The following is a 24,832-nucleotide window of genomic DNA, read 5'->3' as shown; positions in this document are numbered from 1 at the left end:
ACACGTGTAGCCACCGTGGCTGCGGGCACACGCGGGGCATGGATGAGGAGCGGGTGGTGAGCCCGGCCCTGCCCGGGGCGGCGGCCCTGCCCGGGGCGGCGGCCCGTCCGGCCCGGGCCGGACGCGGGACCCGAACCGCCGCGCGGGACGGCGGTCGGGACGGCAGGACTTCGCCGCGAACGGACCGGGAGCCCGCTGTGCCACGGCCGGCCGAGCAGCCCGGCGGGGGTGAGGGGGAGCAGCAAGTCGGCGGCCTGCGCGTCGCGGTGCGCCGGGAGGGCCGCGCGCGGGTGGTCTCCCTCGGAGGCGAACTGCGCCCCGGCAGCACGAACGGTCTGTGGACGGCGCTGTCCCGTCCGGTGGCCGGGAGCGAGGAACGGATCGTCGTCGACCTCACCGGCCTGCGGTTCTGCGACTCCACCGGGCTGAACCTGCTGCCGCGCTCACGCCTGGACGCCGAGGCGGCCGGCCTGCGGCTGGGACTCGCCGGTTCGAGGCCCGTGGTGGCGAGGCTGTTCGCGATCACGGAAGCCGACGCGGCGCTGCGCATCCACCCTGACCTCGACGCCGCTCTGAAGACCGCGGACCCGCAGCAGCGCGGCTGCGACGACGTGGAGTGAGGAGAACCCGGCATGAAGAGCTCCGGGGAGGGAGCGTTGCCGAAGGACTCCGGCCGGAGGACGACGGCTTCCGGCCGGCGGCCGAGCGGCTCCGACCGGACCAGGCGGCTCGTGCTGGCCGGCAGTGAGAGCGCGGTCCAGCGGTCCCGGGACTTCAGCCGTGCGGCGCTGCTCGCCTGGCACTGGCTGCCCGCGCCGGATGCCGGGCGGCTGGCGGCGGCGGAGGACGTCCTGCTGATGGTGTCGGAGCTGGTCACCAATGCGTGCCTGCACGCGCCCGGCGGCCCCCGGGAGCTGCGGCTGGGCTGGGACGGCGAGCGGCTGCGGGTGGAGGTCTCGGACGCCAGCCCGGCCGCGCCGCGGCTGCGCCCGTTCGCGGACCCGGGCCGTCCCGGCGGCCACGGCCTGCGGGTGGTGGACCGGCTGGCGCGCGACTGGGGCTGCCTGCCCGAGGGCGAGGGGAAGCTGGTCTGGCTGGAGGTCGCGTCTCCGGTGGACCCTGGCGCCCTCCAGAGCTGAGCGGGGTCTCAGGCCTGACCGGGGTGCGGCTGGGGCGGCGGTGCCGGATCGGGGTCGGAACCGGGGCCCGGGAACGGGTCGGGAGTGGGGAAGGGCGGGATCGGCGACGGTGCCGGATCGGGGTCCTCGCCCGGCTTCGGGGCCGGGTTCGGGTGGGGGACCGGTTCGGTGTCCGGGCCCGGGGGAGCCGGGACGGTCATCATCACCGGCGTGGTCGTCATCAGCGGCATGGTCATCCTGACCGGCGTGGTGGTTCTGACCGGCGTGGTCGTCATGACGCCCTCCTCAACGGCCCAGCGCGTGCGACAGCTCGCGCTTGTTCATCTTCGAACGGCCCTTGACGCCGCGCTGCCTGGCCTCGTTGTAGAGCTGGTCGTAGGTCGGGCCCCGGGCCCCCGTGTGCGAGCGCTGCCCGCCGCGGCGGCCGGAGGAGATGTCGTGGAGCGAACTGCGGCTCGCGGTCTTCGACTCGCCGTGCCGGGCGCGTTCCTTGTTCACCGTGCGGGCGGCGATCTCCTCGGCCCGCTTCTCTGTCTCGCCCCGGTCGAGCGCGCTCTCCTTGATGTGCTCGTACTGGCGCTCCCGTTTGGGGCTGGATCCTCGGGGCATGGCGGCGCTCCTTTTCGTGACGGCAGGGCGTTGCCCGAGCGCGTGTACCCGTGGACAAGGTAATAAACCGCCCAAAACATGAATCGGAAGTCGTGTGTCGGGTAGAGAACGCATGACGCGGCCGTGGATCGCAGCCAGTCGCGTCCGCACCCTCACCGGGTGCCACCGGGACCGTCGCCCGACGACGCCGGGCCCAGGTCCTCCGGAAAAGCAGCCCCGTCGCGTTCGGCGCGAGCCGCTCGCGGCGCCGGGCGTTCGCCCCGATGCCCCAGGAGAGAGCCACCGTGTCCACCACGCTGGAAACCGGTCGCCCCACCGACCGGACGGCCGCCCCGCCGTCCGGCCTTCCGCCCGACGTGCCACCCCGCCCGACGGACGCGCAACTGCGCGCGATGGGCAAGTACGAGGCACGCGAACTCAGCGACGCGCTGTTCGAGCGCCTGGCCGCACTCGCCCGCGAAACGCATGCGTACAGCTACGTGCGCGGCACGATCATCGAACTCAACATGCCGCTGGTGCGCTTCATCGCCGCCCGCTTCCGCCACCGCGCCGAGGACATGGACGATATCCTCCAGGTCGGCACGATCGGCCTGATCAAGGCGGTCGACGGCTACGACCCGCACCGCGGCGTCGAGTTCGTCACCTACGCCATCCCCACCATCGCCGGTGAGATCAAGCGCTTCTTCCGCGACACCTCCTGGCCGGTCCGGGTCCCACGCGGCATGCAGGAGCTGTACCTGACCGTCGCCCGCGGATCCGACCGGCTGGAGCAGGAACTCGGCCGCCTCCCGCACCCCGACGAGATCGCCGAGGACCTCCACATCACCGTCGAGCAGGCCGCCGAGGGCTTGGTCGCAGGCCGCGTCTACCGGCCCGACTCGCTGGACGCAGCGCGCGAGCAGGACCTCGACGAGAGCGGCAGCGCCATGCTGGACCGCATGGGGGCCTGTGACCCCGGCATCGAACTCGCGGATTTCCGCACCGCCGTGCGCCCCCTGCTCGCCCGGCTGTCGTGCCGCGATCAGACGGTGCTCAAGCTGCGCTTCTGGGACGGCTGGACCCAGTCCCAGATCGCCGAGCGCATCGGCGTCTCCCAGATGCACGTCTCCCGCCTGCTCACCGCCACCCTCACCAGCCTGCGCGAGCAGTTGGAGGACCGCGACGCCCCCGGCTGGGCGGACGAACCCGCAGGTCCGGCCGAACCCAGGGGAGCGGAGGACGGGCGAGCGGAGGACGGGGGAGCGGAGGACGGGGGAGCGGAGGACGGCGGAGCGGAGGACGGCGGAATGACCGACCAGGGAGCCGCCGGACCCGAGGCGCCACGCTGATTTCTTTCCCTTCCGGGTGTTTCCGGCCCCCCGCAGCGGATAGCCGCGCCGCGGGGGGCCGTCCTGGACGAAGCGTGATGAAGCGTGACGAAGGAGGAACACCGTGTCCCCGAAGGTTTCCGACCGCGTCCGGATCGAGCGGCCGCTCTTCGACGGCACCGCCGATCCGGCGGGCGGCACCGTCACCCCCGGCGCGGACGGCGCCCCCGGCCACGGGCTGCGCCTCGCACCCGCCCGAGCGGATGCGTACCGCACGGCGTGAACCGCGTGACCGGCCGGTGACGGAAGGAGCCGACACCATGACCCGCCGACCACCGACCGGCCGTGCCCCGGGGCCGGGCGGGTTCACCGCACGGGCCCGGCCGTGGGCCGGCGGCACCGTCCTCGCGCTGTACGGCGAACTCGACCTCGACTCGGTCGGCGCCCTGCACACGGCCCTCGACGCGGCCCTGGCCGCGCCCCTCACCGTCATCGTGCTCGACTGCGCCGGCCTGGAGTTCTGCGACTCCACGGGGCTCAACTCGATGCTCCGGGCCCATGCCCGCGCGGTCGCCGAGGGCAGCCGGATCGAACTGGCCCGCCCCCGCCCGCTGGTCCTGCGGATGCTCGAACTGACCGGGGCCGTCGAGGTCTTCGCGCTGCGGGACGTGCCACCGGAGTGAACGCGCGGCCTGCCGCCCCGGGGCGCGCGGGCGCGGGCCCCGGCCCCCGGCCCCGGCCCGCCGGACCGACACCTGTCCTGCCTGCCGCCCTCCGGTGGCACAGTGGAAACAGGGCGGCGGCCCGCCGCCCCGGGGTCGGGGCGTCCGGTCGGGCACCCCGGCCGTGCGGCGGACCCGGGCGGTGGAACGGATGGACGAGCGGCCGGCACCCGACGCCGACCCGGCCGAGCAGGCCCCGCGGCACCTGCTCGCCGGGCTGACCACCGTGCGCGACGGGGACTTCGCCACCCGGCTCGCGCCCGAGCAGCCCGGCGTGCTCGGGGAGTTCGCGACGGTCTTCAACAGCATGGTCGACCAGCTGTCCGCGTTCGCCGGCAAGGTGACCAGGGTCGCCCGCGAGGTCGGCCCCGCCGGCAACCTGGGCGGCCAGATCACCGTCAAGGGCGTCACCGGGCAGGGCCTGACCGTGCTGCACGCCCCCGACGGCCGCGCCGGACTCGACCTGCTGCGCACCCACCCCGAGACCGACCTCGTGCTGATGGACGTGATGATGCCCGGCCTCGACGGCTACGCCGCGATCGCCGCCGTCCGCGCCGAGGAGCGCTTCGCCCGCCTGCCGGTCATCGCCGTCACTGCCAAGGCCATGCCGGGGGAGCAGGACAAGAGCCTCGCCGGCCGCGCCGACGACCACGTCACCGAACCCGTCGACACCCGCCACCTGCTCGGCCGGATGCAGTACTGGCTGGACACGCCATGACCGCCGGGCACGAGCCCTCGGACACCACGGCCCGGGCCCTCGCCGAGACCGTGCGCCGGCTCCAGAGCACCGCCGCCCGGGTGCAAGCCGACGCCCGCGCCCGCGCCGTCGTCGACCTGGCCACCGGGATCCTGGCCGAACGCCTCGGCCTGCTCCCCGCCGAAGCCGCCGCCCGCCTCGCCGGGCTCGCCCGGGAGGCCGCCGTGCCCGTGGCGGCCCTGGCCGCCGACATCGCCGGGGTGTCCGGGCAGACACCCGGCCAGGCACCCGGACCGCTCGCGGGCACAGCCGACCCTGCGTCGCCCGGCCCCGTGACGCCCGCGCTGGCCGCCGTCCCCGATCTGCAAGGCGCCGCCGAAGCCGTCCTGGAGCAGACGGCGGACGCGCTCGGCGCGCACGCCGTCGCGCTGTGGCTGCGGCTGCCGGGCGGTGTGCTCGCCCTCGCCGCGCACGCCGGGCTGCCCGCCGCCGAGGCCGACGCCTGGAGCCGGGTGCCACCCGGCGTCCCCACCCCGGCCCAGCACGTCGTGGTCGGCGGCGCGGAGCTGTGGCCCGGCGATCCGGAGGCCGCAGGCCCGTCGGTGGGAGCCGGCTCGGCCCGGGCCGTCCTCCCGCTGATCGACGCGGGCCGCCGCCGGGGCGCGCTGGAGGTCCTGTGGCCCGCACCCGGCCCCGCCCCCGTGCTCGGCGCGCCCCAACGCCGCCGGCTCCACGCCCTCGCCGACCTCTGCGTGACCCTCCTGGCCGACGTCCGCACCCCCGCTCCCGCTCCCGCTCCCGCTCCCGCTCCCGCCCCCGCTCACGCCCTCGCCCCCGTCCCCGCCCCGCCCGGCGACGACACCGCGCTCCTGGAGGGCCTGCCCACCCCGGCCCTGCTGCTGGAGCCGGTCGTCCGCCGAGGAGAGATCGCCGACTTCACGCTCCTGCGGACCAACGCGCACTTCCGCGATCCGCTGGGCCGCCCCCGGGACACGCTGGAGGGCGCCTCGCTCCTGGAGGTCTACCCGGCCGCGTGCGCCACCGGCCTCTTCGAACGGCTGATCCGGGTGCACGAGACCGGGGTCCCGTTGCCCGGCGAGCGGGTCCGGCTGGTCTTCCAGCAGGGCGGACTCGGGCTTCCCGCCACCGTCCTGCTCGCGGCGGCCCCCGTCGGCGGCCGCGTGCTGGTCGGCTGGCAGGAGGAGACCGCGCGGGCCGGTGAGGCCGAGCAGAGTGCCCTGCTGCGCCAGGCCCAGCGGCTGGCCCGGGTGGCCGGGTTCGAGGAGCACCCGGCCGACGGCCGGATCCGCTGGAGCGACGGCCTGCACGAGATCTACGGGCTGCCGCCCGACACCGACCCGGTGCCGCTGGCCCAGCTCGCCCGGCACGCCCACCCCGACGACGAGCCCGCGATCCGGCGCCTGCTGGACACCGTCCAGCGCCGGCACCGGACGGCCTCCGCCGTCGTCCGGCTGGTCCACCAGGACGGCACCCACGGGTACACCCGGGTGATCGCCGAGCCCGTCCTCGACGACCACGGGCGGCTCACCGGTGTGCGCGGCGCCTTCCACGACGTGTCCGCCCAGCACCGCACGGAGGTCGCACTCGGTGCCACCCGGGCACGCCTCGCCGACAGCGAGCAGGAGACCGCCGACAGAGAGCGACTGGCACTGCGGCTCCAGCAGGCCATCCTGCCCGCCGCTCCGCCCCCGCTCGGCCCGGCCGGCCTGCGGGCCGCCGTCCGCTACCGCCCCGCCGCCCAGCACGACCGGGTCGGCGGCGACTGGTACGACGTGCTGCTGCTGCCCGACAAGCGGGTGCTGCTCACCGTCGGGGACGTCGCCGGGCACGGCGTCGGCGCGGCCACCGGCATGGTCGCCCTGCGGCACGCGCTGCGTGCCCTCGCCGTCACCGGGGCCGGCCCGGCCCGGCTGCTGGAGTGGGCCAACACCGTCGCCCTGCGCGAACCCGGCCAGATCACCGCGACGGCCGTCTGCGTGCTCGTCGACCCGGCCGGCGGCGAACTGCGCTGGGCGCGGGCCGGGCACCTGCCCCCGATCCTGGTCGGAGCGGACGGCGCCCACGTGCTGCCGCTGCCGCACGGCATGCTCCTCGGCGCCCTGGACGACGCCCGGTACGAGGAGCACACCGCCCACCTGCCGCCGGGCGACGTCCTGGTCCTCTACACCGACGGCCTGGTCGAACGCCGGGACCGTCCGGTCGAGGAGTCCGTCGACCAGCTGATCCGTGCCGCCGGAGCCCCCGGCCCCGACCTGGAGCGCTACCTCGACCGGCTGTTGGAGCTCAGCCCCGCCGACACCGACGACGACACCTGCCTGATCGCCGTCCAGAGCCGGTAGCCCTCTGCCGCGTGAACCCCGGTCCCCTCGTCCTGAGCGGGTCTGCGAAGCGCGGCGTTAGGTCCGGGCCCGCCCGGGTAGGCGCGGCGCTGCGGGGGCGACCGGAACCGAACGACGGAGAGGACTCCCCATGTTGCTGCTAGGACTCCTGCTGATGGCGGCGGCCGGTGCCTTCGCCGGACTGCTGATCGCGGACAACCTCTCCGGCGGGCCCGACTACCAGGCGACGGTGCTGGGCATCCGCCTGCCGGCGCTCGACAGCCTGGGCATCTTCCTCGCCGGGCTGGCCCTCGCCCTGCTCTTCTGCCTGGGCCTGGCCCTGATGGTCCTGACGGCCCGGCGGGCCCGGCGGACCCGACGCCCCGTCCGGCTGTCCGCGCACCGGGCGGCCCACCAGCGGTCCCAACCGGTGGTGCGGCCGGACCCGCCCGAACGATCCCTCCCGCCCGAACGATCCCTCGCGCCCGACGAGGGCGAGCAGCCCGCGCCGCCGGAGGAACGCCCCGCCCAGCAGGGCGGCCGGGACGTCGGCCTACCGGCCGAGCCTCCACGCGGCGGTCGGACCCGCCACCTGTTCGGCCACTGAGGCGCCGCGACGCCCCCCGGAGCCGATCCCCCGACGACCACGGGTCCCTCACCGGGCCGGGAAGGACGCGACCGCATGACCGGACCACGGCCTTCCCTCGGACGCCCGTTCCCCACGAGGCCGTGGGCGCAGCGGCTGCCGCTCCAGGCCGACCTCAGAGCGGCCGCCGACGCCCGGGCCTTCACCGCCGAGTTCCTGGCCGACGTCGCCGACCCGCTGCTGGTCGCCGACGCCGTCCTGCTGGTCTCCGAACTCGTCGGCAACGCCCTGCGCCACGGCGGCGAGCCCGGGACGCTGCTCCTGGTCCGCGCCACCGGCCGGCTGCGGATCGAGGTCAGCGACGCCAGCCCGCGCCCGCCGCTGCCCCGGCCCCCGCACCCCCCGGACGAACCGGGAGGCCTCGGCCTGTTCCTGCTGAGCCGGCTCACCCTGCGCTGGGGCTGGTACCCGTCGGGGCCGGGCAAGACGGTGTGGTGTGACCTACGGCTGCCCGCGAGCTGACGGCCCGCCCGGCGCCTGCCGGGCGGGTGTTCTGCGTCCGGGAGGAGCGGTGTCCGTGCGCGGCCACCCGGCGGCGGCGGACGCCGGTCGCGACGCCGGAGCGCCGGACGCGCCCCGCGCGGTGGCATCCTGACGGGGCAGGTCCGTCCGTGGGCGTCGAGCACAGCGAGGATCCAGTGGCCGTGAACCGACCGTCGTCGTCGCCGTCGCCGTCGCCGTGCGGCGTCCTGGGTTGAGCGGCGTGCGCCGCCGCAGCCGGTTGACGGCGATCGCCCGCAGCTGGTGGCAGGTCCTGCGGGCGGCCGTCGTCGGCGTGTGGGAACACGGCCGCACCATCGAACTGCTCCAGCGCTCGATGGCCTTCGCGGCGCTCTTCTTCGTGACCCTCGTGCCGCTGCTGATCGTCATCGCGGCGGCCTTCCCCGCGCGCGGCAGCGGGATCTCCGAGTGGATCACCGACGGCCTCGGCCTGAGCGGGCCGGGCGCCGACGCCGTCCACCGGCTCTTCGCCTCCCGGGGCCAGGTGCTCAGCACGACCACGGGCTTCGGCCTGGCCGCGCTGGCGGTCTTCGGGGTCTCGTTGATGGCGTCCGTCCAGGGCGTCTACGAGCGGGTGTGGGAACTCGACCGCGGCCCGTGGCACGCGGTCTGGCGCCAGACCCTCGGCCTGGCCGGGCTGACCGGGTACATCGTGCTGGCCGCCTCCAGCGGCGCGCCCTGGCGCCACTCGGCCGTCCAGCCCTCCTTCCGCATCGCCGTCACGACCGTCGGCGGCCTCCTGCTGTTCTGGTGGCTCCAGCACCTGCTGCTCGCCGGACGCGTCCCGCCGAGGCAGTTGCTGCCCGGAGCCGTCGCGACCATGGTGGCGCTGGCGGGCCTGCGGCTCTTCTCGCGGCTGGTCTTCGCGCCGCTGCTGGTGTCCAACGCGGTCTCCTACGGGACGGTCGGGACGGTGCTGATCGTCCAGTCCTGGCTGATCGGCGTCGGCTACACCGTCTACGGCGGCGCGCTGGCCGGGCGCGCCGTGGTCCGGGCCCGCCGCACGCCGTAGCGCCGGCCAGGCCGGTTGGCCCGCGCCGGTGTTCGGGTGGGTTAGGGCGCGGCGCAGCGGGCAGGCGCGCGGGCGGCCGGGAAGGGCTCGGCCACCGCACACGTGAGGAGGCCCCAGATGAGCATGGTGAAGAAGACGGTCGACGTCGACGTGCCGCTGCACGCCGCGTACAACCAGTGGACCCAGTTCGAGGAGTTCCCGCGCTTCATGGAGGGCGTCGACGCGGTGACCCAGCTGGACGAGCGCCACAACCACTGGCGGACCAGCATCGGCGGTGTCACCCGCGAGTTCGACACCGAGATCATCGACCAGCTGCCCGACGAGCGGATCGCCTGGCGCACGACGGACGGCGACGTGAAGCAGAAGGGCGTCGTCACCTTCCAGGAACTGGATGACCGGCACACCCGGGTCAACCTGGCCATCGACTTCCAGCCGGAAGGGATGGCCGAGAAGACCGGCGACATGCTGGGCATGGTCGACCGCAGGGTCAAGGGGGACCTCCGGCGCTTCAAGGACTTCATCGAGGACCAGGGCCGGGAGGGGGGAGCCTGGCGCGGCCGGATCACCCCCGGCTGAGCCCCGCCCCCGTCCACGCCCCCCTGTCACCCCCTGGCGGCGGCCCCGGCCCGAACGGCCGGGGCCGCCGCACGTCCGTGGCGCCGCTGCGGCGTCAGCGCTCCGGGAAGCGGTGCTGCTCGACCAGCCGGGCGAAGCCGTCCCACAGGGCCGGATCCGCCGGCTCCCGCAGGTCGTGGAGCGTGACGCCGGCCAGGCCCCCGGGCGCGTCGCAACCGCCCGCCCGGGCCAGTTCGACGCCGGAGCCGAGCAGCGCCGCCGGCTTGCCGTGGCGCAGCGCCTCGGCGAGGAAGCGGACGGCGTCCGGATCGGCGGCCAGCGCGGGCCCGGCGCCGTCCGGAACCACCACCGCGTCGTACAGCACCGAGGCGGTGGTGGGCAGCGGGCGGTCCACCGGCAGAGGGTCACCGCCACGGGCGGCCACGTGACCGCCGTGCGCGGCCAGCGTCTCCACGACGGCGCCCTGCGCACCCAGCCGCTCGTGCGCGGCCCGCACCTGGCCGCCGTCGACCCCGGGCGCGGTCAGCACGGCGACCTTGCGGGTACGGATGCCGCTGCCGCGCAGATTCTCCAGGCTGAGCGCCGGGGAGACCCGGGGGACCGCCGCCTCGCCGCCCCTCGCCGCCGCCCGGTCCTCGGGCGCCGGCTGCGGCTCGGGCACGCCGATGCGCCGGGCGACCTCCGCCGCCAGGTCGGGGTCCACGCGCACCAGGTTGCCGACCATCCGGCGCCGTACCTCCTCGTCGCCCACCTTGCCGAGCTCGAACGCGAACGCGGCGGTGATGTGCCGCTGCTCCCAGCCCGCCATGCTGCGCCAGAACAGCGCGGCCTGGCTGTAGTGGTCGGCGAAGCTGGGGCTGCGCCGCCGGATCGCCCTGCCGTTGACCCGTTCCTGGTAGTGCTGGAACACCCCTTCCGGCAGGTGGCCGCCGCCCATGGTGAACGGGCAGCCGCCGCCCACCGAGTTCGGTGCGTAACTCGTCCCCGGGTGGACGACCTGCTGGCCGTAGCCGTCGCGCTGGTTGGTCCGCACGTCGGCCAGCGGGCGGTTGACGGGCAGCTGGCCGAAGTTGGGGCCGCCCAGGCGGATCAGCTGGGTGTCCAGGTAGGAGAAGTTGCGGCCCTGGAGCAGCGGGTCGTTGGTGAAGTCGATCCCGGGCACGACGTTGGCGGTGTGGAAGGCCACCTGCTCGGTCTCGGCGAAGAAGTTCTGCGGGTTGCGGTCGAGGACCATCCGCCCCACCGGACGCACCGGCACCAGTTCCTCCGGGATCAGCTTCGTGGGGTCCAGCAGGTCGAAGGGGAAGGCGAACTCGTCCTTCGCCGTGACCAGTTGGACACCGAGCTCCCATTCGGGGAAGTCCCCCGCCGCGATCGCCTCCCACAGGTCCCGGCGGTGGAAGTCCGGATCCCGCCCGGCGGTGATCTGGGCCTCGTCCCACACCTGGGAGCAGACGCCGAGCCGCGGCCGCCAGTGGAACTTGACGAACGTGCCGCGCCCGTCCCGGTTCACCAGGCGGAAGGTGTGCACACCGAAGCCCTGCATCATCCGGTAGCTGCGCGGGATGGCCCGGTCGGACATCACCCACATCAGCATGTGGGTGGACTCGGGCTGGAGCGAGCAGAAGTCCCAGAAGGTGTCGTGCGCGGAGGCGCCGGTGGGGATCTCGTTCTGCGGTTCGGGCTTCACCGCGTGGACGAAGTCCGGGAACTTGACGGCGTCCTGGATGAAGAACACCGGCATGTTGTTGCCCACCAGGTCGTAATTCCCGTGCCGGGTGTAGAACTTGGTGGCGAAGCCGCGGACGTCCCGTACGGTGTCGGCGGAGCCGCGCGGGCCCTGCACGGTCGAGAAGCGCACGAACACCGGGGTGCGGCGCCCGGCCTCCTGGAGGAAGTCGGCGCAGGTGAACCCGGCGAGCGACTCGTACGGTTCGAAGAAGCCGTAGGCGCCGGCGCCGCGGGCGTGCACCACGCGTTCGGGGATGCGCTCGTGGTCGAAGTGGGTGAGCTTCTCGCGGAGGTGGAAGTCCTCCAGCAGGGTGGGGCCGCGGTCGCCGACGAGGAGCGAGTTGTCGGTGTCGTCGACGCGCACACCCTGGTCGGTGGTGAGCGGGCCGTCCGGGTCGGGGGCGCGGAAGGCGTCGAGTGCGGCGTCCTTGGCGTCGGTGGTGTTCTTGGCGTCCGTGGCGTTCTTGGCGTTCTTGGCGTCGGGTCCGGGGTCGGCGGGCGGCTCGGGCTGGGGGGTTTCGGGGTTGATGGGCATGTCGCGATCTCCGTCCTGGGAACGGCGCGGGGCGGCCGGGCCGGCGGCCCCCGGCTCGTGTCGGCGGGGCGGCTGCCCGGTGGGTGGCCCGGCAAACCGCGCGCGAGCGGCCGTCGGTGCCGCAGCACGAGGTCAGCGGTGCTGGGCAGAGGCGCGCGGTGTTTGAGTGCGGTGTTTCAGTGCGGTGTTTGACGAAGGGGCCTCGGGGGACACGCCTGGGTCGGGAGGGGAAGCCTCTGAGTGAGGAGACGAGCAATGTCGAACGATGCCATCGTCCTGTTGCGGGAGGACCACAAGGAAGTCCGCCGCCTGTTCCGCCAGTACCGGGAACTCGCCGCCGGGGACGGGGACGGAGACGGTGGGGGCGACGCGCGGCACGAGACGGTCGAGCGGATCGTGGAGGCGCTCACCGTCCACACCTACCTGGAGGACGAACTGGTCTACCCCAGGATCCGTCAGGAGGTTCCCGGCCTCGCCGAGGACATGGACCGCGCCCGGCAGGAACACCACGTCGCCGACCTGCTCTGTGAGGAGCTGAGCCGGATGAGCCCCGGTGACGAGGGCTACGACGCCAAGACCGCCGTCCTGATCGACGCGGTCGACCGGCACATCGACCAGGAGGAAGGCTCCTGGTTCCCGATGGTCCGGGCCGCACTCGGCCGCAGGGAACTCCAGGAGATCGGCGAGCGGATGCAGGCCATGCGCGAGACCGCGCCGCGCCGCCCGTCCAGTGGCGGCGTGCTCCACCGCATCGCCAACGCGATCGAGGGCTGACGACGGTGCGACGCCGCGACCACGAAAAGCGGGAAGGAGCACGCGAATTCCTCTCATGTCTCAGCCAACGCGACCGTCCTATCCTGAGGGCGTGGAAGAACAGCCGGCAATCGGGCGCCAGTGGACGTTCCTGACCAATCACGCGCGCGTCCTGGTGCAGATCGCCCGGGACCCGGGCATCAGGGTGCGCGACATAGCGACCAGCTGCCTGCTGACCGAACGAGCGGTCCAGCGGATCATCGCCGACCTCGAAGCGGCGGGCTATCTCAGCCACCACCGCGTCGGACGCTCCAACGTCTACCGCGTCCTCGACGGCAAGCAGCTGCGCCACCCCGCCGACAGCGGCCCGACGCTGGCGGAACTGCTGGCCGTCCTGCTGCGCTGACCGCTCCGCCCGCCCACCCGCCCCTCGGCCGGTACGGCGTGCTCGGTCCCTCGTAGGATCCCGAGGGCACGCCGAGGGCACGCCGAGGGCACGCCGAGGGCACACCGAGGGCACGCCGAGGGCACACCGATGACACGCATGGCCGAACCCGATTGCACGTATTGCCATTGACGAATTTCCGTTCACGTATCGGTTGACGTGAGAAGGGATTCGGCAGACGCTGGAGATGTCGTCCCACGGCTCACAGGCAGGAGAAGAGACCATGCGCGGTAAGCCGCCCGTGGCGCGTTCCGCTGCCCCGAACCCGACTCCTCCACCCCCCGCGCCGCCCCCGGTCAATGGGAGCGTGCCCACAGACCTGCACGTCGCCGAGGGCCTGCTGGTCCGGCTCGCCGTCGAAGGGGACCGGGTCCGTGCGACGGTCCACGGCGAGATCGACCTCGACGTCGCCGGCGGCCTGGACGAGACCCTCGGACGCGCGTTGCAGGCCAGCGGCACCGGGCTCGACGTCGACCTGTCCGGCGTCCCCTTCTGCGACAGCTCCGGCCTCAACCTCCTGCTGGGCCTGCGCAGCACCGCGCACCGTACCGACCGCACCCTCGCGATCACCGCGGCCAGCACCCAGGTCGAGCGCCTGCTCGCGATCACCGAGACGACCGGCCTCTTCACCCCCGCCGCCACCGAACGCCCCGCCGGCCCCCCGCACACCGAGAACGCAGACCCCTGACCGCACGCGGGCCACCCCGCACCACCGCAAGCCGAGAACCATGGACCCCGTCCGCCGCTACGCCATCGCCCTGCCCGGCGCGCCCGGCGCCCACGCCGCAGCGCACACCGTCATCGTGCACCTCACCGACCAACTGGGCCCCGCGCGCGAGCCCGTCTACGAGGACGCCACCGGCCTGTTCCGCGTCCAGATCCGGGGCACCATCGCGGAAGTCCTCGCCGCGCCGGCCGAGTACGGAACCATCCACCCCTGCCTGGAAGCCGTTCCCATGCCCTGACCGCACTCCGGGCCGCCGGTGGACCCGCTGGCCACCCCGGCAGGCGTGGGGGCGTCCGGCGCGCCTGAAACCGTCCTGCCGCAGGCCGTTCCACCCATGGCCGCTGCCGCGGGCCGGGGCCGGGAGGACACGTTCTTCCAGGGAAAAACATGTCCTGCCAGCTCGCGCGGCGCCCTGGCACAGTGGCCGGTGTGAGCACGAACAACGACAAGCGCCGGGAGTTCGCCACGTTCCTGCGTGCCCGGCGCGCGGAGGTCTCCCCCCGACAGGCCGGACTCCCCGCGTACGAACGGTCGCGCAAGGTGGCCGGGCTGCGCCGGGAGGAGGTGGCCGGGCGGGCCGGGATCAGCGTGGACTACTACACCCGCCTCGAGCAGGGCCGGCTGCCCGCGCCGTCCGGCAGTGTCCTGGACGCGTTGGCCCGCGCCCTGCTGCTGGACGACGACCAGCGTGACTACCTGCGCCAGCTGGCCGACCTGGCCCCGGCCCGCCGACAGCGGCGTTCACAGCACTAGGTCGTGCCCGCCGCGGTGCTGGCCGTACTGGCCGATCTGCGGACCACGCCCGCCGTGGTCCTGGGCCGGTTCATGGACATCCTGGCCTGGAACGACCTCGCGGCCGAGCTGCTGCTCGACTTCGCCTCGGTCCCCGAGGAGCACCGCAACTACCTGTGGCTGACGTTCCTCGACCCGCGGACGCGCGAGCGCGTGCCGGACTGGGACCTGTCGGCGGGTGAGTGCGTCGCCTACCTGCGGATGGACGCCGGCCGCTACCCCAGCGACCCCAGGCTCGCCGAACTGGTCGCCGAGCTGAGCGCCGAGGACTCCGACTTCCAGCACTGGTGGACCACGTACCGGGTCTCCGGCAGGAGCTTCGGGAGCAAGCGCATCCTGCACCCGGTCGTCGGCGAGGTCCGGCTGGACTGGCAGGTCCTCACCGTCGCCCAGGAACGCGACCAGTTCCTCGCGGTCATGCCCGCCGCCGACGAGGAGAGCAGACAACGGCTCACAGCTCTGAGCACACCGTAGGAACGCGCACGGCGCGACCGTACGCCTCCACCCACCCGGAAAGGAGGTGAAGGCGCGAGGAGCCCCGGATCACGAGGGGCCCGGCGCCTTCACAGCACGCCATGACGACCACACTCATCACCGGAGCCACCCGCGGGATCGGCCTGGAGGCCGCCCGCCAACTGGCCGGGGCCGGACACACCGTCTACCTCGGTGCGCGCGACCTGGAGCGGGGCCGGGAAACCGCCGAGCGGATCGGCGCCCGCGCGGTGCAGCTCGACGTCACCAGCGAGGAGTCCGTCCAGGCCGCCGCGCGGCTGATCCGCGAGGAGGCGGGCGGCCTCGACGTCCTGGTCAACAACGCCGGCGTCCCGGGCAGGTGGAACCCGCCTGCCGAGATCACCGCCGACGACATGGAGACCGTCTACGCCACCAACGTCTTCGGCCTCGTCCGCGTCACCCACGCCTTCCTGCCGCTGCTGGAGGCCGCCGACCAGCCCGTCATCGTGAACGTCAGCAGCAGCGGCGGCTCCCTCACCCGGTGCAGTGACCCCGCCGGCCTTGAGGCGACCTTCCCGATGGTGGCCTACTGCTCGTCCAAGAGCGCGGTCAACATGATCACCGTCCAGTACGCCAACGCCTTCCCGGACATGCGGATCAACGCCGTCCACCCGGGATCCGCCGCCACCGATTTCAACCCCCGCGGCACCGTGTCGGCCGAGCAGTGCGCCAAGATCATCGTCCGGATGGCCACCGTCGCCCCCGACGGCCCCACCGGAGGGTTCTTCGAGGAGGAGGGCCCCGTCCCGTGGTGACCGTGGTGACCGCGGGGTCACACGGCTGACCGGTGGGGTCTCGCCCCGGCCACGGCGTGCCGCACCCCGTGGCCGGGGGACGATCACCACCCTGGAGCGGTGAACGACTCCACCGGGATGCCGGCCCCGGCCGGACACGGGTACCGGGCGAGCTGGTTCGAGCTCTTCTTCGACCTGGTGTCCGCAGTCCTCCCCGCCGGACCGCTGCTCCCCGCCTGGGCCAGGATCGCGGTCACGGCGACCATCCTCATCGCGATCACCGCAGTCGCCACCCGGTACGGGCCCCCGACCCACTGACGATCGATCAGCCACGGACAGCACCCTCGTGACGCCGCGAGACCCGCACTCCGGCCGCCTCGGCCGACTACCGACAGGGAACGACGCCCATGAGCAACCTCGCACTCGTCACCGGCGCCACCTCCGGAATCGGCAGGGCATTCGCCGAGCGGCTGGCCGGCGACGGTTACGACCTGGTGCTGGTCGGCCGGCGCCGGGAGCGGCTGGAGGAGTTCGCCGCCGCCCACACCGGGGTCGAGGTGCGATCCGTGGCCGCCGACCTCTCCACCGGCGAGGGCATCGACACCGTGGCGCGGATCTGTGCGGCCGAACCGCTGACACTGCTGGTCAACAACGCGGGCGTCGCCCACTACATGCCGCTCGCCGACCTGCCCGCGGATCTGGCCCGCGAACTGGTCGACGTCAAGGTTCTCGCCCCCACCCTGCTCACCCGTGCCGCCGTCGCGGGCATGCAGGAGCGCGGCCGGGGCGCGATCATCAACGTGGCCGGCATGATCGCCTTCAGCGGACCCGCCCCGCAGTCCCAGCTGCCCCGCCGCGCCGTCTACGCCGGCGCCCTGGCCCACCTGGTCGCGATGAGCCAGACCCTGTCCGCCGAGCTCGAAGGCACCGGCGTCCAGGTCGAGGTCGTCTGTCCGGGGGTGGTGGCCACCGAGTTCCACGAGCGCCAGGGCCTCGATCTCAGCGCCGTACCCAGGATGAGTGCCGAGGACGTCGTCACCGCGGCCCTGCGCGGCCTGCAACTGGGCGAGGTCGTCTGCGCGCCCGGTGTCGAGGACGCGAGCCTGCTCGATGCCGTCTTCCGGGCCGAGCTGGCGGCGTTCGGCGCGCAGAGCCCCGAACTCGCCACCCGCTACCGGGCCGGCTGACCCGTACCCGCCCCTCGGTGGCCGGGCGTCGGCTACCGAGGGGCGGTGCTTCCTCTCGTGGCGCGGGCGTCAGTCGGCCTGCGGCGGATCTATCCGGACCACCAGCCGGCTCGGGCCGTCGCCGGAGGCGGTTGCCCGCTCGGCGGGGTGGGTGACGGGGCGGTCGGCGGGGTGCAGGGTGACGTTCTCCGGGTAGAGCCGGCCGAGCAGGGCCAGGACGACGAGGTCGCCCTGGCCGGTGGCGTCCAGGACGGCGTCACCCGCCTGCGTCCACACCAGCCCCGATGCGCGCAGGGCCGTCCACACGTCCGCGGCGGCGGGCGGGTCGGCGACCGGTGCGTCGGCGACCGGTGCGTCGGCGGGCACGTCGCCCGTGGCGCCGTCCGGCCGGTGGGCGAAGCGGTGGCCGCGCAGGGCCTGGCCGAGGTCGACGCGGGCGGTGGCGCCGTCGTGGGTGAGCTCGATGGCGGCGGTGCGGGCCCCGCCGGCGACCGGCCCGGCGACGACGCGGCCGGTGATGCGGCCGGGGCGCGGACCCGGTGCGGTGGTGGCGGGCGGCAGGTGCTCGACGAGGGTGCGCGGCGCGGCGTAGTAGTCCCGCAACTCGGCGACGTGCGTGACGGTTTCGTCGGCGGCCGGGTCGGGACGCCAGGTCAGCAGGTACCGGGGGGCGCTCAGGGGCGGCTGGTCGAGGACGGCCGGCAGGGCGGTGCCGCCGCTCGCCTCGAAGCCGTAGCCGGCCGGGCCGGAGGGGTTGGGGGTGCCGGAGGTGCCGGAGGTGCTGGACGTGCCGGAGGTGCCGGTGACGGCGTGGCGGGCGAAGGCCACGATGCTGGCGTGCCGGATCCGGCGGACCAGGAGTTCGGTGAGGAACGCGTCCCGGGCCGGTTCGATGTGCCGCAGCCCGGTCGGAGTGATCAGCAGCGGGACGTCCTGCCAGTTGGTGAAGGGCAGCAGGGCGTCGCGCAGCAGGACGACCTGGTGCAGCCACTCGTTGTAGAGCTGCATCGTGACGGGTCCGCCACGGCGGCCGAGGAGCAGGTCGGTCGCGGGAGGGGTGAGCAGGTGGCCGTAGCAGTGGCTGCGGACGACCAGCGGGCCGGCGGGCAGCGCGATCCGGTCGGCGAGCAGCCGTTCCAGGGCCGCGGCGGCCCAGGAGGCGAGCTCATGGCCGATCTCCTCGGCCTGCGTGCCCAGTTCGCGAGCGGCCGGGGAACTGCCGGGGCCGACGGCCAGCGGCAGGGAGGTCTCCCGGGTCCCGAGGGCGAGGGTCGCGCGGATCTGGGCCTCCAGCACCTCGCCGTCGGCGGCGGTGAGGGCGTTGTCATCGATGACGCCCTGGAGCAGCGGCTCCGTGGCCGTGAAGAACTCACGGGCGGTCAGGGCGGTGCCGGCCGCGGGGAAGGTGTTCCAGCGGCTGCCGCCGAGGGCGGGCGTACTCGGGGTGGGGGCGATGGGCACGGGTCCTCCGAAGTGTCGATGGAGCGTTGCGATCGAGCAGAGGTGGAGCGGTGCGATGGAGCAGAGGTAGAGCGGTGCGATGGAGCAGAGGTGGAGCGTTGCGATCGAGCAGGGATGGAGCGTTGCGATCGAGCAGGGATGGAGCGGCGGATTCCGCGGGTGCGGGGCCCGGCCCTTATCTGGATCGTGCGATACAGATTGCGGACATGAAAAAATCAGTCGAGGGCGGTCAGCGCGACCTCCACGACGGGTGCGAGGGCTACGGGGTCCGGTGTGATCTTCGAGGAGACCAGCAGCCCGTTGAGGAAGGTGACGAAGAAGGCGGCGAGGCTCTGCGGGTCGTGCCGCGCCGCGATCTCACCCCGTTCCGCCGCGACCCGCAGCACCTCGGCGAGCGCGTCCCGGCTGACATCCTGCATGTCCCGTACGGTGCGCCGGATCGACGCGTCCCCCGGTAGGCGCTCGCAGGCGGCATTGACCGCCAGACAGCCCCGGCCGCCGTGCTCGGCGGCGACGCGGACCCGCTCCATCAGCATCGTGCGGATCGCCGAGCGGGCGTCCGCCCCCTCCTCCAGGCTGCGCAGGGCATCCGCCGCGAGGGTGGCGCGGTAGTGGTCCAGCGCGGCCCGGTACAGGCCGGCCTTGTCGCCGAACGCCGCGTACAGGGATCCCTGCCCGATCCCCAGGTGCTGGGTCAGGTCGCGCACCGAGGTCGCCTCGTAGCCGCGCGTCCAGAACAGTTCCATGGCGCGGCTCACCGCCGCCTCGGTGTCGAACTCCCGGGTCCTTGCCATGGTTTCACCGTAGCCTATCTGGATCGGATGCTCCAGATAGAGCGAGTCGCGCTCCTCCCGGGGCGAGGCCTCCGCAGAACCGGCGGACGCCCCGTGCGGCAGGTGACGACAGCGCGACGGGCGGTCCGTCGGCGCGCCGAGGATCGTGGCGCGCCGACGAACCGCCCGGGGCCTCAGCCGAACCAGCGGGCGAGGGCCGTGTCGAGCGGGGTGCCGTCGGTGTCGGTCCAGGCGAGGTAGCCGTCGGGGCGGACCAGGAGGGCGCCGGCGCCGTCCACGTCCTCGTCGGTCTTCGCCATGACGTGCTCGACCCGGTCGGACCGGTCGCCGACCGACCGCCGCCTGCCGTCGAGGGAGAGCAGCAGGCCCCGGCCGGAGCGCATCAGCCGGCTCGCCCGGGTCGAGCCGTCCTCGGTGGTCAGGTCCAGGTCGATCAGCCGGGGGCCGACGCCGGGGTACCGGAGGTCCAGGCCGGACATCATGCCCGAGACGTACCGGTTGGTGTCGGGCAGGCCCAACAGCTCGGTCACGAGCTCGCGGACCGTGCCGAGTTCCTCGTCCCGGCCGGGATTCATGATCACGGCCTGGGCCCGGGTGTGGCGCAGCACGCGCGCGGCGACGGGGTGCCGCTCCTCGTGGTAGCTGTCGAGCAGGCCGGCGGGCGCCCAGCCGCGGATCGTGCCGGCGAGCTTCCAGCCCAGGTTGACCGCGTCCTGGAGGCCCAGGTTCACGCCCTGGCCGCCGATCGGCATGTGGATGTGCGCCGCGTCCCCGGCGAAGAACACCCGGCCCTCGCGGTAGCGCTCGACCTGGCGGACGGCGTCGCCGAACCGGGAGGCGGCGCGCAGTTCGCCCAGTTCGGTGTCGGGGCCGTACACGGCGTGCAGCGCCTCGCGGACCTCGTCGGCCGAGACCGGCGTCTCGCGGTCCGGGCCCTGTCCGGAGAGCCTGCCGAACAGTATCCGGTACAGGTCCGGGCCGATGGGGTGCAGGATCGAGTGGAAGCCGCCGGCCACGCGGGTGTACTGGCTGAAGTGCTTGCGCTCGGTGGGGACCGTCTCGGACCGGGAGGCGAGGGTGATGTCGGCCGCCACGGCGGACATCCGGCGCTCCCGGCCGGGGAACGGGACGCCCAGCAGCCGGCGGACCGTGCTGTGCCCGCCGTCGCACGCGACGAGGTAGCGGCCGCGGATCTCACCGTCGCCGCCCCGGATCTCACCGCCGCCCCGGACCTCACCGCCGTCGGGGGCGTCACCGCCGCCCGGGGTGCCGTCGGCGTGCCACGTGACTGTGATCCCCTCCGCGTCCTGCGCGACCGCCGTCACTTCGTGGCCGCGGAGCACGGGCACGCCCTGCTCGCCGAGGAGCCGTTCGAGGTGGGCCTCCAGCCGGATCTGCGGAACGTTGACCGGGTGGGGGTACCGGGTGCGCCAGGGCCGGCAGTCCAGCTCGACCGGCAGGGTGGCGAAGTGCCCGCCGGTGGTGCTGTCGGACGGCTCCTGCGCGAGCAGCGGCTCCAGCAGCCCGCGCAGGTCGAGCACCTCGGCGGTGCGCGGCTGGAGTCCGCCCGCCCGGGACTGGGTGCTGTGGGTGCGCTGCTTCTCGACGACGACGGCCGGCACTCCGGCCAGCGTCAGCTCGTACGCCAGCATCAGCCCGGTCGGGCCCGCCCCCACCACGATGACCTCGGTTCGCACGATGACCTCCCGAAAGACGAAGCTGGGTGCAATTCTGCACTCAGTCTACCACAAGGTAGACTGAGTGCATGAATCAGCAGATGGGCCTGCGGGAACGCAAGAAGGAACGCACCCGGGAGACGATCGCGGCGACGGCGATCCGCCTCTTCCTCGACCGGGGCTTCGACCAGGTCTCGATCACCGAGATCGCGGAGGCGGCGGAGGTCTCCCGGCGGACCCTCTTCGCGTACTTCCCGACGAAAGAAGACCTCGTACTCCAGCGGTTCGCCGACCACGAGGGCGAAGCGGCCCGGACGGTGCGCGCCCGCCCGGCCGGCCAGCCGCCGCTGGAGGCGCTGCGCGCGGCCATGCTCGACGCCCTGGCCCGTCGCGACCCGAACACCGGCCTGTGCGACGACCCCGAGGTGATGGCCTTCCTCCGTATGATCGTCGAGACCGAGAGCCTGGCGGCACGGATCATCCGCTACGCGGCACGCGGCAGCGACGAGCTGGCCGAGGCACTGCTGGAGGCTGACGTCGACCCGCTCGACGCCCGTCTCGTGGCCACCCAGGTGATCGTGGTGCAGCGGGAACTGGCGGTCATGAACCAGGAACGCCTGGCCGACGGCACGTCCGCCGACGACCACTACCCGGAGGCCGTCCGCGCCGCCGAGCGGGCCTTCGCCCTGCTGCGCGACGGACTGGGGCAGCACGGGTAGGGCCCGGGTGCATCGGCCTCCCGGAGCACTCCGAACTGTCGGGGGTGGGCGTCATAATCGCCACTGCCGTGATCACCGGACCTGCTGGAGGCCCCCGTTGTCCTCGTCGTCGTCCTTGCCGTCCTTGCCGCCCTCGTCGTCCTCGCTGCACGACTTCGCGACCTGGGAGCCCCTGCTGCGGCTCCTGCGGGCTGACCACGCGCAGGCGCTCGCCGCGTCGGGCGGCGAGGTGGCGGGGCTGGTCGGCCGGCAGGGGTGGAGCGTGCCGGTGAGGATCCCGCGCGGCCTGTCGGCCGCCGCCATCGAGGCCCCGAGCGACCACGACCTGCGCCCGATCATGGCCCTCGCGAACGAACTCCTCACCCTCTGGGAGCGCCCCCTGATCACGGAGACCGTCGTCGAAGGCGACCTCGGCCCCCTGCCGTAGCCGTGCCGCGGATCTCGTGTGCCCGGGAGAGCGAGGCGGCCCTGCTGGGGTGCCGCTGTCACTTTCGCGGGGGCGGCGGGGAGTCGGGCTTCTCGCGGTAGAGGTCGAGGGCGAGGGCGACTGCGGCGTGGGTCGCGGGGTGGGGGTCCTGGCGGCGCCAGATGAGGTGGACGGGGACGGGGGCGGCGTTGCGCAGGGGGCGGTAGACGATGCCGTCGCGGCGGTACTGGGCGGCGGTGGCCTGGGGGGTGACGCCGATGCAGCGGCTGGTGGCGATGGCGGCGAGCCAGTCGTCGATGTCGTGGGTGTAGATGACGGCGGGCCGCTGCTCCTCGGGCCACAGGTTCAGGGCGGTGGTGCCGGTTCGGCGGTCGATGGCGAGGGTGCGGGCGGGGATCTCGTCGAGGCGGATGCTGCGCCGGCGGGCCCACGGGTCGTCGGAGGCGAGTGCGACGATGCGGTGTTCGTGGCCGACCAGGGCGTGTGACCAGGGCTTCAGGTCGAGCGGGGCGCGGACGACGGCGAGGTCGCACATGCCTTCGGCCAGCCCGCCGGTGGGGGAGTTGTGGCGGACGAGGCGCAGCTCGACCTCGGGGTGGCGCTCGTGCCAGCGGCGCTGGAAGTCGGTGGTGTGGCGGCCGAAGGCGGACCAGGCGTGGCCGAGGTGGAGCCGGGCGTGGCCGGCGGTCGCTTCCTCGACCAGGTCGTCGGCGCCGGCGAGCAGGACGCGGGCGCGGGCGAGGACCCGTACGCCGGCCGGCGTGGGCGCGATCGTGCGGCTGGTGCGGTGCAGCAGCCGCACCCCGAGGAACTGTTCCAGGGCGTGCAGGTTGCGGGAGACGGCGGCCTGGGAGATGCCCAGCTCGGGGCCGGCGTCGGTGAAGCTGCCGGTGTCGATGATGGCGACCAGGCAGCGCAGGTGCTTCAGTTCCAGATCGGCGGGACTTCGTCGTCGCTCATCCATACGCCCAGCGTATCAATGGGCCGGTGAATGCATTTTGCGTATGACTACGTCGGCTCCACTGTGGAGGGCATGGTGCTGAAGAGCTCTCACGACGCCGCTACCGCCCGGGGTGACGGGCGCCTGGCCGGGGTGGCGCTGATGCTGGGCTCCGGCCTGTCCAACCAGGCCGGAGCCTCGATGGCGGCGCTCGCCTTCCCGGTGATCGGCCCCGCGGGTGTGGTGGCCGTCCGTCAGTGGGTGGCCGCCGGGGTGCTGTGGGCGGTCGGCAGGCCGCGGCCGCGGTCGTTCACGGCGGCGCAGTGGCGTCCGGTCCTCGGGCTCGCGGTGGTGTTCGCCGTGATGAACCTGTCCCTCTACACGGCCATCGACCGCATCGGGCTCGGGCTGGCCGTCACCCTGGAGTTCCTCGGTCCGCTCGCGGTGGCCCTGGTCGGCTCGCGCCGGCGCCTCGACGCCCTGTGCGCGGTGGCCGCCGCGGCCGCGGTGGTCGTGCTGGTCCGGCCCTCGCCCTCCACCGACTACCCGGGCATCGCCCTGGCCCTGCTCGCGGCGGTGTGCTGGGCCGGCTACATCCTGCTCAACCGTGTCGTCGGCCGCCGCCTGCCCGGGCTGGAGGGCTCGGCCGCCGCCGCCGCGCTCTCGGGGGTGCTCTACCTTCCCGTCGGGATCGTGGTGCTGTGGCTCCGTCCCCCGACCGCCGCCGCCCTGGCCTGCGCGCTGGCCGCCGGCGTGCTGTCCTCGGCCGTACCCTTCCTGGCCGATCTGCTGGCGCTGCGGCGGGTGCCCACGCAGTTCTTCGGCGTGTTCATGAGCGTCAACCCGGTCTTCGCCGCGCTGATCGGCCTCGTCGTGCTCGGCCAGCACCTCGGCGCGGCGGCCTGGCTCGCCATGCTGGTGATCGTCGGAGCGAACGCGGTCGTCGTCACCACCGCCCCCACCAACCCCGCGTGATGAGCAGGGCCCCGAGAAGAAGTTTCGAGCCGATGTCGATTCGGCCGCGTCCGCTGCGACGTCATGATGTGCGGCGCCCCGCCGCACGGTGACGCGACGCCTCGCCGCACGGTGACGCGACGACGAGACCTGACGAGGGAACACGTGGACCAACTGCTCAGAGTCATGAACTTCAACGTCTCCAGTGACGGCGTCGGTGCCGGTGCCGGTGAGCACCAGAGCTTCGAGCGGCCGTTCGGCCACGACCACCCCGAGAAGCTGTTCGCCTGGGCCGGGGCCACGGCGAGCTGGCCCATGCGGACGGCTCCCGGGGGGAGCCGGGGCCTCGACGACTACTTCACGCGGGACTTCGCGCGCAACATCGGTGCCGAGATCATGGGCCGCAACAAGTTCGGGCCCCAGCGCGGGCCCTGGCAGGACGACGAGTGGCGCGGCTGGTGGGGTGACGAACCCCCGTTCCACACCCCGGTGTTCGTCATGACCCACCACGAGCGTCCGTCGTTCACGCTCTCCGACACCACGTTCCACTTCGTCGACGGCGACCCGGCCACGGTCCTGGCCCGGGCGCGGGAGGCCGCGGAGGGCAAGGACGTGCGGCTCGGTGGCGGGGTCGGCACCATCCGGCAGTTCCTCGCCGCCGACCTCGTCGACACCCTGCACGTGGCGGTGTCGCCGGTGGAGCTCGGCCCCGGGCTACGGCTCTGGGAGTCCCCCGACGAACTGCTGGACCGGTTCCACCTGGAGGTGGTGCCCAGCCCGAGCGGGGTGACGCACCACCTGTTCTGGCGGTCCACTCGGGGATGAGGTTCCCGAGCGGGCAGCCGTTGTGGCAGAACGGGATGCCGCAGTCCATGCAGCGGCCGGCCTGCTCGGTG

General features: G+C 73.9%; 31 protein-coding genes and 1 pseudogene. 24 read left to right on the top strand and 8 right to left on the bottom strand.

Features of this window, described 5'->3' with window-relative positions:
* Positions 1-197 precede the first annotated feature (197 nt).
* Positions 198-620 (top strand): STAS domain-containing protein, encoded by a 423-nt coding sequence (locus AB0O19_RS35820; protein ID WP_363625661.1) that lies wholly within the window; start codon positions 198-200, stop codon positions 618-620.
* 12 nt (positions 621-632) lie between these two features.
* Positions 633-1,139 carry an ATP-binding protein gene (locus AB0O19_RS35815; RefSeq protein ID WP_363625659.1) on the top strand — a complete coding sequence of 169 codons (507 nt, stop codon included), beginning with the start codon at positions 633-635 and terminating at the stop codon, positions 1,137-1,139.
* Positions 1,140-1,147: 8 nt separating this feature from the next.
* On the opposite strand, the gene AB0O19_RS35810 is transcribed toward AB0O19_RS35815, so the two are convergent.
* Together AB0O19_RS35810 and AB0O19_RS35805 are read right to left on the bottom strand one after the other, a co-directional pair.
* Positions 1,148-1,414, bottom strand: a complete 267-nt coding sequence (locus AB0O19_RS35810) for a hypothetical protein (RefSeq protein WP_363625656.1) — start codon at positions 1,412-1,414, stop codon at positions 1,148-1,150.
* 10 nt (positions 1,415-1,424) lie between these two features.
* Complete coding sequence (locus tag AB0O19_RS35805) at positions 1,425-1,748, bottom strand: plasmid stabilization protein (RefSeq protein WP_363584226.1); 324 nt, start codon at positions 1,746-1,748, stop codon at positions 1,425-1,427.
* A 284-nt stretch (positions 1,749-2,032) separates the two neighbouring features.
* On the opposite strand from AB0O19_RS35805, the gene AB0O19_RS35800 reads away from it, so the two are divergent.
* The 9 genes from AB0O19_RS35800 to AB0O19_RS35760 all read left to right on the top strand — a co-directional run bounded on the left by AB0O19_RS35800 (position 2,033) and on the right by AB0O19_RS35760 (position 9,548).
* Complete coding sequence (locus AB0O19_RS35800; protein ID WP_363625654.1) at positions 2,033-3,076, top strand: SigB/SigF/SigG family RNA polymerase sigma factor; 1,044 nt, start codon at positions 2,033-2,035, stop codon at positions 3,074-3,076.
* Between the two features lie 103 nt (positions 3,077-3,179).
* Positions 3,180-3,338, top strand: a complete 159-nt coding sequence (locus tag AB0O19_RS35795; protein ID WP_363625652.1) for a hypothetical protein — start codon at positions 3,180-3,182, stop codon at positions 3,336-3,338.
* Between the two features lie 37 nt (positions 3,339-3,375).
* Positions 3,376-3,738, top strand: a complete 363-nt coding sequence (locus tag AB0O19_RS35790; RefSeq protein ID WP_363625650.1) for an STAS domain-containing protein — start codon at positions 3,376-3,378, stop codon at positions 3,736-3,738.
* A 190-nt stretch (positions 3,739-3,928) separates the two neighbouring features.
* Positions 3,929-4,495 carry a response regulator gene (locus AB0O19_RS35785; RefSeq protein ID WP_363625648.1) on the top strand — a complete coding sequence of 189 codons (567 nt, stop codon included), beginning with the start codon at positions 3,929-3,931 and terminating at the stop codon, positions 4,493-4,495.
* Positions 4,492-6,834 carry a SpoIIE family protein phosphatase gene (locus tag AB0O19_RS35780; protein ID WP_363625646.1) on the top strand — a complete coding sequence of 781 codons (2,343 nt, stop codon included), beginning with the start codon at positions 4,492-4,494 and terminating at the stop codon, positions 6,832-6,834. The genes AB0O19_RS35785 and AB0O19_RS35780 overlap by 4 nt, the downstream gene beginning before the upstream one ends.
* Before the next feature lie 130 nt (positions 6,835-6,964).
* On the top strand, positions 6,965-7,420 hold the full coding sequence (locus tag AB0O19_RS35775; protein WP_363625644.1) for a hypothetical protein: 456 nt from the start codon (positions 6,965-6,967) through the stop codon (positions 7,418-7,420).
* Between the two features lie 75 nt (positions 7,421-7,495).
* Positions 7,496-7,921, top strand: a complete 426-nt coding sequence (locus tag AB0O19_RS35770) for an ATP-binding protein (protein WP_363625642.1) — start codon at positions 7,496-7,498, stop codon at positions 7,919-7,921.
* Between the two features lie 241 nt (positions 7,922-8,162).
* Complete coding sequence (locus tag AB0O19_RS35765; protein ID WP_363625640.1) at positions 8,163-8,972, top strand: ribonuclease BN; 810 nt, start codon at positions 8,163-8,165, stop codon at positions 8,970-8,972.
* 117 nt (positions 8,973-9,089) lie between these two features.
* Positions 9,090-9,548 carry an SRPBCC family protein gene (locus AB0O19_RS35760; RefSeq protein ID WP_363625638.1) on the top strand — a complete coding sequence of 153 codons (459 nt, stop codon included), beginning with the start codon at positions 9,090-9,092 and terminating at the stop codon, positions 9,546-9,548.
* A 94-nt stretch (positions 9,549-9,642) separates the two neighbouring features.
* Here AB0O19_RS35760 and AB0O19_RS35755 read toward each other — a convergent pair whose 3' ends face one another.
* A complete protein-coding gene (locus tag AB0O19_RS35755) occupies positions 9,643-11,814 on the bottom strand; it encodes a catalase (protein WP_363625636.1) in 2,172 nt (723 codons plus the stop codon).
* Positions 11,815-12,069: 255 nt separating this feature from the next.
* On the opposite strand from AB0O19_RS35755, the gene AB0O19_RS35750 reads away from it, so the two are divergent.
* From AB0O19_RS35750 to AB0O19_RS35710, 9 genes are all read left to right on the top strand, one after another.
* Entirely contained in the window at positions 12,070-12,588 is a 519-nt protein-coding gene (locus AB0O19_RS35750) for a hemerythrin domain-containing protein (protein WP_363625634.1), read from the top strand.
* Positions 12,589-12,643: 55 nt separating this feature from the next.
* The gene (locus tag AB0O19_RS35745; protein ID WP_363586941.1) at positions 12,644-12,973 is read left to right on the top strand and encodes a helix-turn-helix domain-containing protein; all 330 of its coding nucleotides are present in this window, start codon (positions 12,644-12,646) and stop codon (positions 12,971-12,973) included.
* Between the two features lie 346 nt (positions 12,974-13,319).
* Entirely contained in the window at positions 13,320-13,700 is a 381-nt protein-coding gene (locus tag AB0O19_RS35740; RefSeq protein ID WP_363625632.1) for an STAS domain-containing protein, read from the top strand.
* A 40-nt stretch (positions 13,701-13,740) separates the two neighbouring features.
* A complete protein-coding gene (locus tag AB0O19_RS35735; RefSeq protein WP_363586939.1) occupies positions 13,741-13,977 on the top strand; it encodes a DUF6296 family protein in 237 nt (78 codons plus the stop codon).
* Positions 13,978-14,168: 191 nt separating this feature from the next.
* On the top strand, positions 14,169-14,492 hold the full coding sequence (locus AB0O19_RS35730; RefSeq protein WP_363625631.1) for a helix-turn-helix transcriptional regulator: 324 nt from the start codon (positions 14,169-14,171) through the stop codon (positions 14,490-14,492).
* A gap of 3 nt (positions 14,493-14,495) precedes the next feature.
* Positions 14,496-15,005 carry a hypothetical protein gene (locus AB0O19_RS35725; protein WP_363625629.1) on the top strand — a complete coding sequence of 170 codons (510 nt, stop codon included), beginning with the start codon at positions 14,496-14,498 and terminating at the stop codon, positions 15,003-15,005.
* A gap of 101 nt (positions 15,006-15,106) precedes the next feature.
* Positions 15,107-15,799 carry an SDR family NAD(P)-dependent oxidoreductase gene (locus AB0O19_RS35720; RefSeq protein WP_363625627.1) on the top strand — a complete coding sequence of 231 codons (693 nt, stop codon included), beginning with the start codon at positions 15,107-15,109 and terminating at the stop codon, positions 15,797-15,799.
* Between the two features lie 99 nt (positions 15,800-15,898).
* A complete protein-coding gene (locus AB0O19_RS35715; protein ID WP_363625625.1) occupies positions 15,899-16,096 on the top strand; it encodes a hypothetical protein in 198 nt (65 codons plus the stop codon).
* 89 nt (positions 16,097-16,185) lie between these two features.
* Entirely contained in the window at positions 16,186-16,965 is a 780-nt protein-coding gene (locus AB0O19_RS35710; RefSeq protein ID WP_363586935.1) for an SDR family NAD(P)-dependent oxidoreductase, read from the top strand.
* Between the two features lie 69 nt (positions 16,966-17,034).
* Here AB0O19_RS35710 and AB0O19_RS35705 read toward each other — a convergent pair whose 3' ends face one another.
* The 3 genes from AB0O19_RS35705 to AB0O19_RS35695 form a co-directional block, all read right to left on the bottom strand.
* Entirely contained in the window at positions 17,035-18,426 is a 1,392-nt protein-coding gene (locus AB0O19_RS35705) for a hypothetical protein (protein ID WP_363625624.1), read from the bottom strand.
* 215 nt (positions 18,427-18,641) lie between these two features.
* Positions 18,642-19,220, bottom strand: a complete 579-nt coding sequence (locus AB0O19_RS35700; RefSeq protein ID WP_363625622.1) for a TetR family transcriptional regulator — start codon at positions 19,218-19,220, stop codon at positions 18,642-18,644.
* A gap of 173 nt (positions 19,221-19,393) precedes the next feature.
* Positions 19,394-20,917, bottom strand: coding sequence for an FAD-dependent monooxygenase (locus tag AB0O19_RS35695; RefSeq protein ID WP_363625620.1), 1,524 nt, complete (start codon positions 20,915-20,917; stop codon positions 19,394-19,396).
* 68 nt (positions 20,918-20,985) lie between these two features.
* Between AB0O19_RS35695 and AB0O19_RS35690 the strand changes: the two genes are divergently transcribed.
* Both AB0O19_RS35690 and AB0O19_RS35685 read left to right on the top strand, forming a co-directional pair.
* The gene (locus AB0O19_RS35690) at positions 20,986-21,615 is read left to right on the top strand and encodes a TetR family transcriptional regulator (RefSeq protein WP_363625618.1); all 630 of its coding nucleotides are present in this window, start codon (positions 20,986-20,988) and stop codon (positions 21,613-21,615) included.
* Positions 21,616-21,739: 124 nt separating this feature from the next.
* Entirely contained in the window at positions 21,740-22,042 is a 303-nt protein-coding gene (locus tag AB0O19_RS35685; protein ID WP_363625616.1) for a hypothetical protein, read from the top strand.
* 58 nt (positions 22,043-22,100) lie between these two features.
* On the opposite strand, the gene AB0O19_RS35680 is transcribed toward AB0O19_RS35685, so the two are convergent.
* Positions 22,101-23,006, bottom strand: a complete 906-nt coding sequence (locus AB0O19_RS35680) for a LysR family transcriptional regulator (RefSeq protein ID WP_363625615.1) — start codon at positions 23,004-23,006, stop codon at positions 22,101-22,103.
* Positions 23,007-23,144: 138 nt separating this feature from the next.
* Here AB0O19_RS35680 and AB0O19_RS35675 point away from each other — a divergent pair, with 138 nt between their 5' ends.
* Both AB0O19_RS35675 and AB0O19_RS35670 read left to right on the top strand, forming a co-directional pair.
* Entirely contained in the window at positions 23,145-23,957 is an 813-nt protein-coding gene (locus AB0O19_RS35675; RefSeq protein WP_363625712.1) for an EamA family transporter, read from the top strand.
* 144 nt (positions 23,958-24,101) lie between these two features.
* A complete protein-coding gene (locus AB0O19_RS35670; RefSeq protein WP_363625613.1) occupies positions 24,102-24,761 on the top strand; it encodes a dihydrofolate reductase family protein in 660 nt (219 codons plus the stop codon).
* Here AB0O19_RS35670 and AB0O19_RS35665 read toward each other — a convergent pair.
* Positions 24,748-24,832 (bottom strand): annotated as a pseudogene (locus AB0O19_RS35665) (hypothetical protein); the annotation flags it as partial. The gene AB0O19_RS35670 and the pseudogene AB0O19_RS35665 sit on opposite strands and share 14 nt — an antisense overlap.

The organism is Kitasatospora sp. NPDC091276 (assembly GCF_040684355.1).
In the GTDB taxonomy this organism is placed as follows: domain Bacteria; phylum Actinomycetota; class Actinomycetes; order Streptomycetales; family Streptomycetaceae; genus Kitasatospora.
Note: the sequence above shows the minus strand (reverse complement) of the source record. Positions and strands in the feature narration are given on the sequence as shown.

Excerpts from the sequence above, each read along its gene's own strand:
- AB0O19_RS35815 (WP_363625659.1), top strand. The coding sequence starts at position 633 with ATGAAGAGCTCCGGGGAGGGAGCGTTGCCGAAGGACTCCGGCCGGAGG.
- AB0O19_RS35810 (WP_363625656.1), bottom strand. The coding sequence starts at position 1,414 with ATGACGACCACGCCGGTCAGAACCACCACGCCGGTCAGGATGACCATG.
- AB0O19_RS35805 (WP_363584226.1), bottom strand. The coding sequence starts at position 1,748 with ATGCCCCGAGGATCCAGCCCCAAACGGGAGCGCCAGTACGAGCACATC.
- AB0O19_RS35790 (WP_363625650.1), top strand. The coding sequence starts at position 3,376 with ATGACCCGCCGACCACCGACCGGCCGTGCCCCGGGGCCGGGCGGGTTC.
- AB0O19_RS35785 (WP_363625648.1), top strand. The coding sequence starts at position 3,929 with ATGGACGAGCGGCCGGCACCCGACGCCGACCCGGCCGAGCAGGCCCCG.
- AB0O19_RS35780 (WP_363625646.1), top strand. The coding sequence starts at position 4,492 with ATGACCGCCGGGCACGAGCCCTCGGACACCACGGCCCGGGCCCTCGCC.
- AB0O19_RS35775 (WP_363625644.1), top strand. The coding sequence starts at position 6,965 with ATGTTGCTGCTAGGACTCCTGCTGATGGCGGCGGCCGGTGCCTTCGCC.
- AB0O19_RS35770 (WP_363625642.1), top strand. The coding sequence starts at position 7,496 with ATGACCGGACCACGGCCTTCCCTCGGACGCCCGTTCCCCACGAGGCCG.
- AB0O19_RS35760 (WP_363625638.1), top strand. The coding sequence starts at position 9,090 with ATGAGCATGGTGAAGAAGACGGTCGACGTCGACGTGCCGCTGCACGCC.
- AB0O19_RS35755 (WP_363625636.1), bottom strand. The coding sequence starts at position 11,814 with ATGCCCATCAACCCCGAAACCCCCCAGCCCGAGCCGCCCGCCGACCCC.
- AB0O19_RS35750 (WP_363625634.1), top strand. The coding sequence starts at position 12,070 with ATGTCGAACGATGCCATCGTCCTGTTGCGGGAGGACCACAAGGAAGTC.
- AB0O19_RS35745 (WP_363586941.1), top strand. The coding sequence starts at position 12,644 with ATGTCTCAGCCAACGCGACCGTCCTATCCTGAGGGCGTGGAAGAACAG.
- AB0O19_RS35735 (WP_363586939.1), top strand. The coding sequence starts at position 13,741 with ATGGACCCCGTCCGCCGCTACGCCATCGCCCTGCCCGGCGCGCCCGGC.
- AB0O19_RS35720 (WP_363625627.1), top strand. The coding sequence starts at position 15,107 with ATGACGACCACACTCATCACCGGAGCCACCCGCGGGATCGGCCTGGAG.
- AB0O19_RS35710 (WP_363586935.1), top strand. The coding sequence starts at position 16,186 with ATGAGCAACCTCGCACTCGTCACCGGCGCCACCTCCGGAATCGGCAGG.
- AB0O19_RS35700 (WP_363625622.1), bottom strand. The coding sequence starts at position 19,220 with ATGGCAAGGACCCGGGAGTTCGACACCGAGGCGGCGGTGAGCCGCGCC.
- AB0O19_RS35690 (WP_363625618.1), top strand. The coding sequence starts at position 20,986 with ATGAATCAGCAGATGGGCCTGCGGGAACGCAAGAAGGAACGCACCCGG.
- AB0O19_RS35680 (WP_363625615.1), bottom strand. The coding sequence starts at position 23,006 with ATGGATGAGCGACGACGAAGTCCCGCCGATCTGGAACTGAAGCACCTG.
- AB0O19_RS35675 (WP_363625712.1), top strand. The coding sequence starts at position 23,145 with ATGCTGGGCTCCGGCCTGTCCAACCAGGCCGGAGCCTCGATGGCGGCG.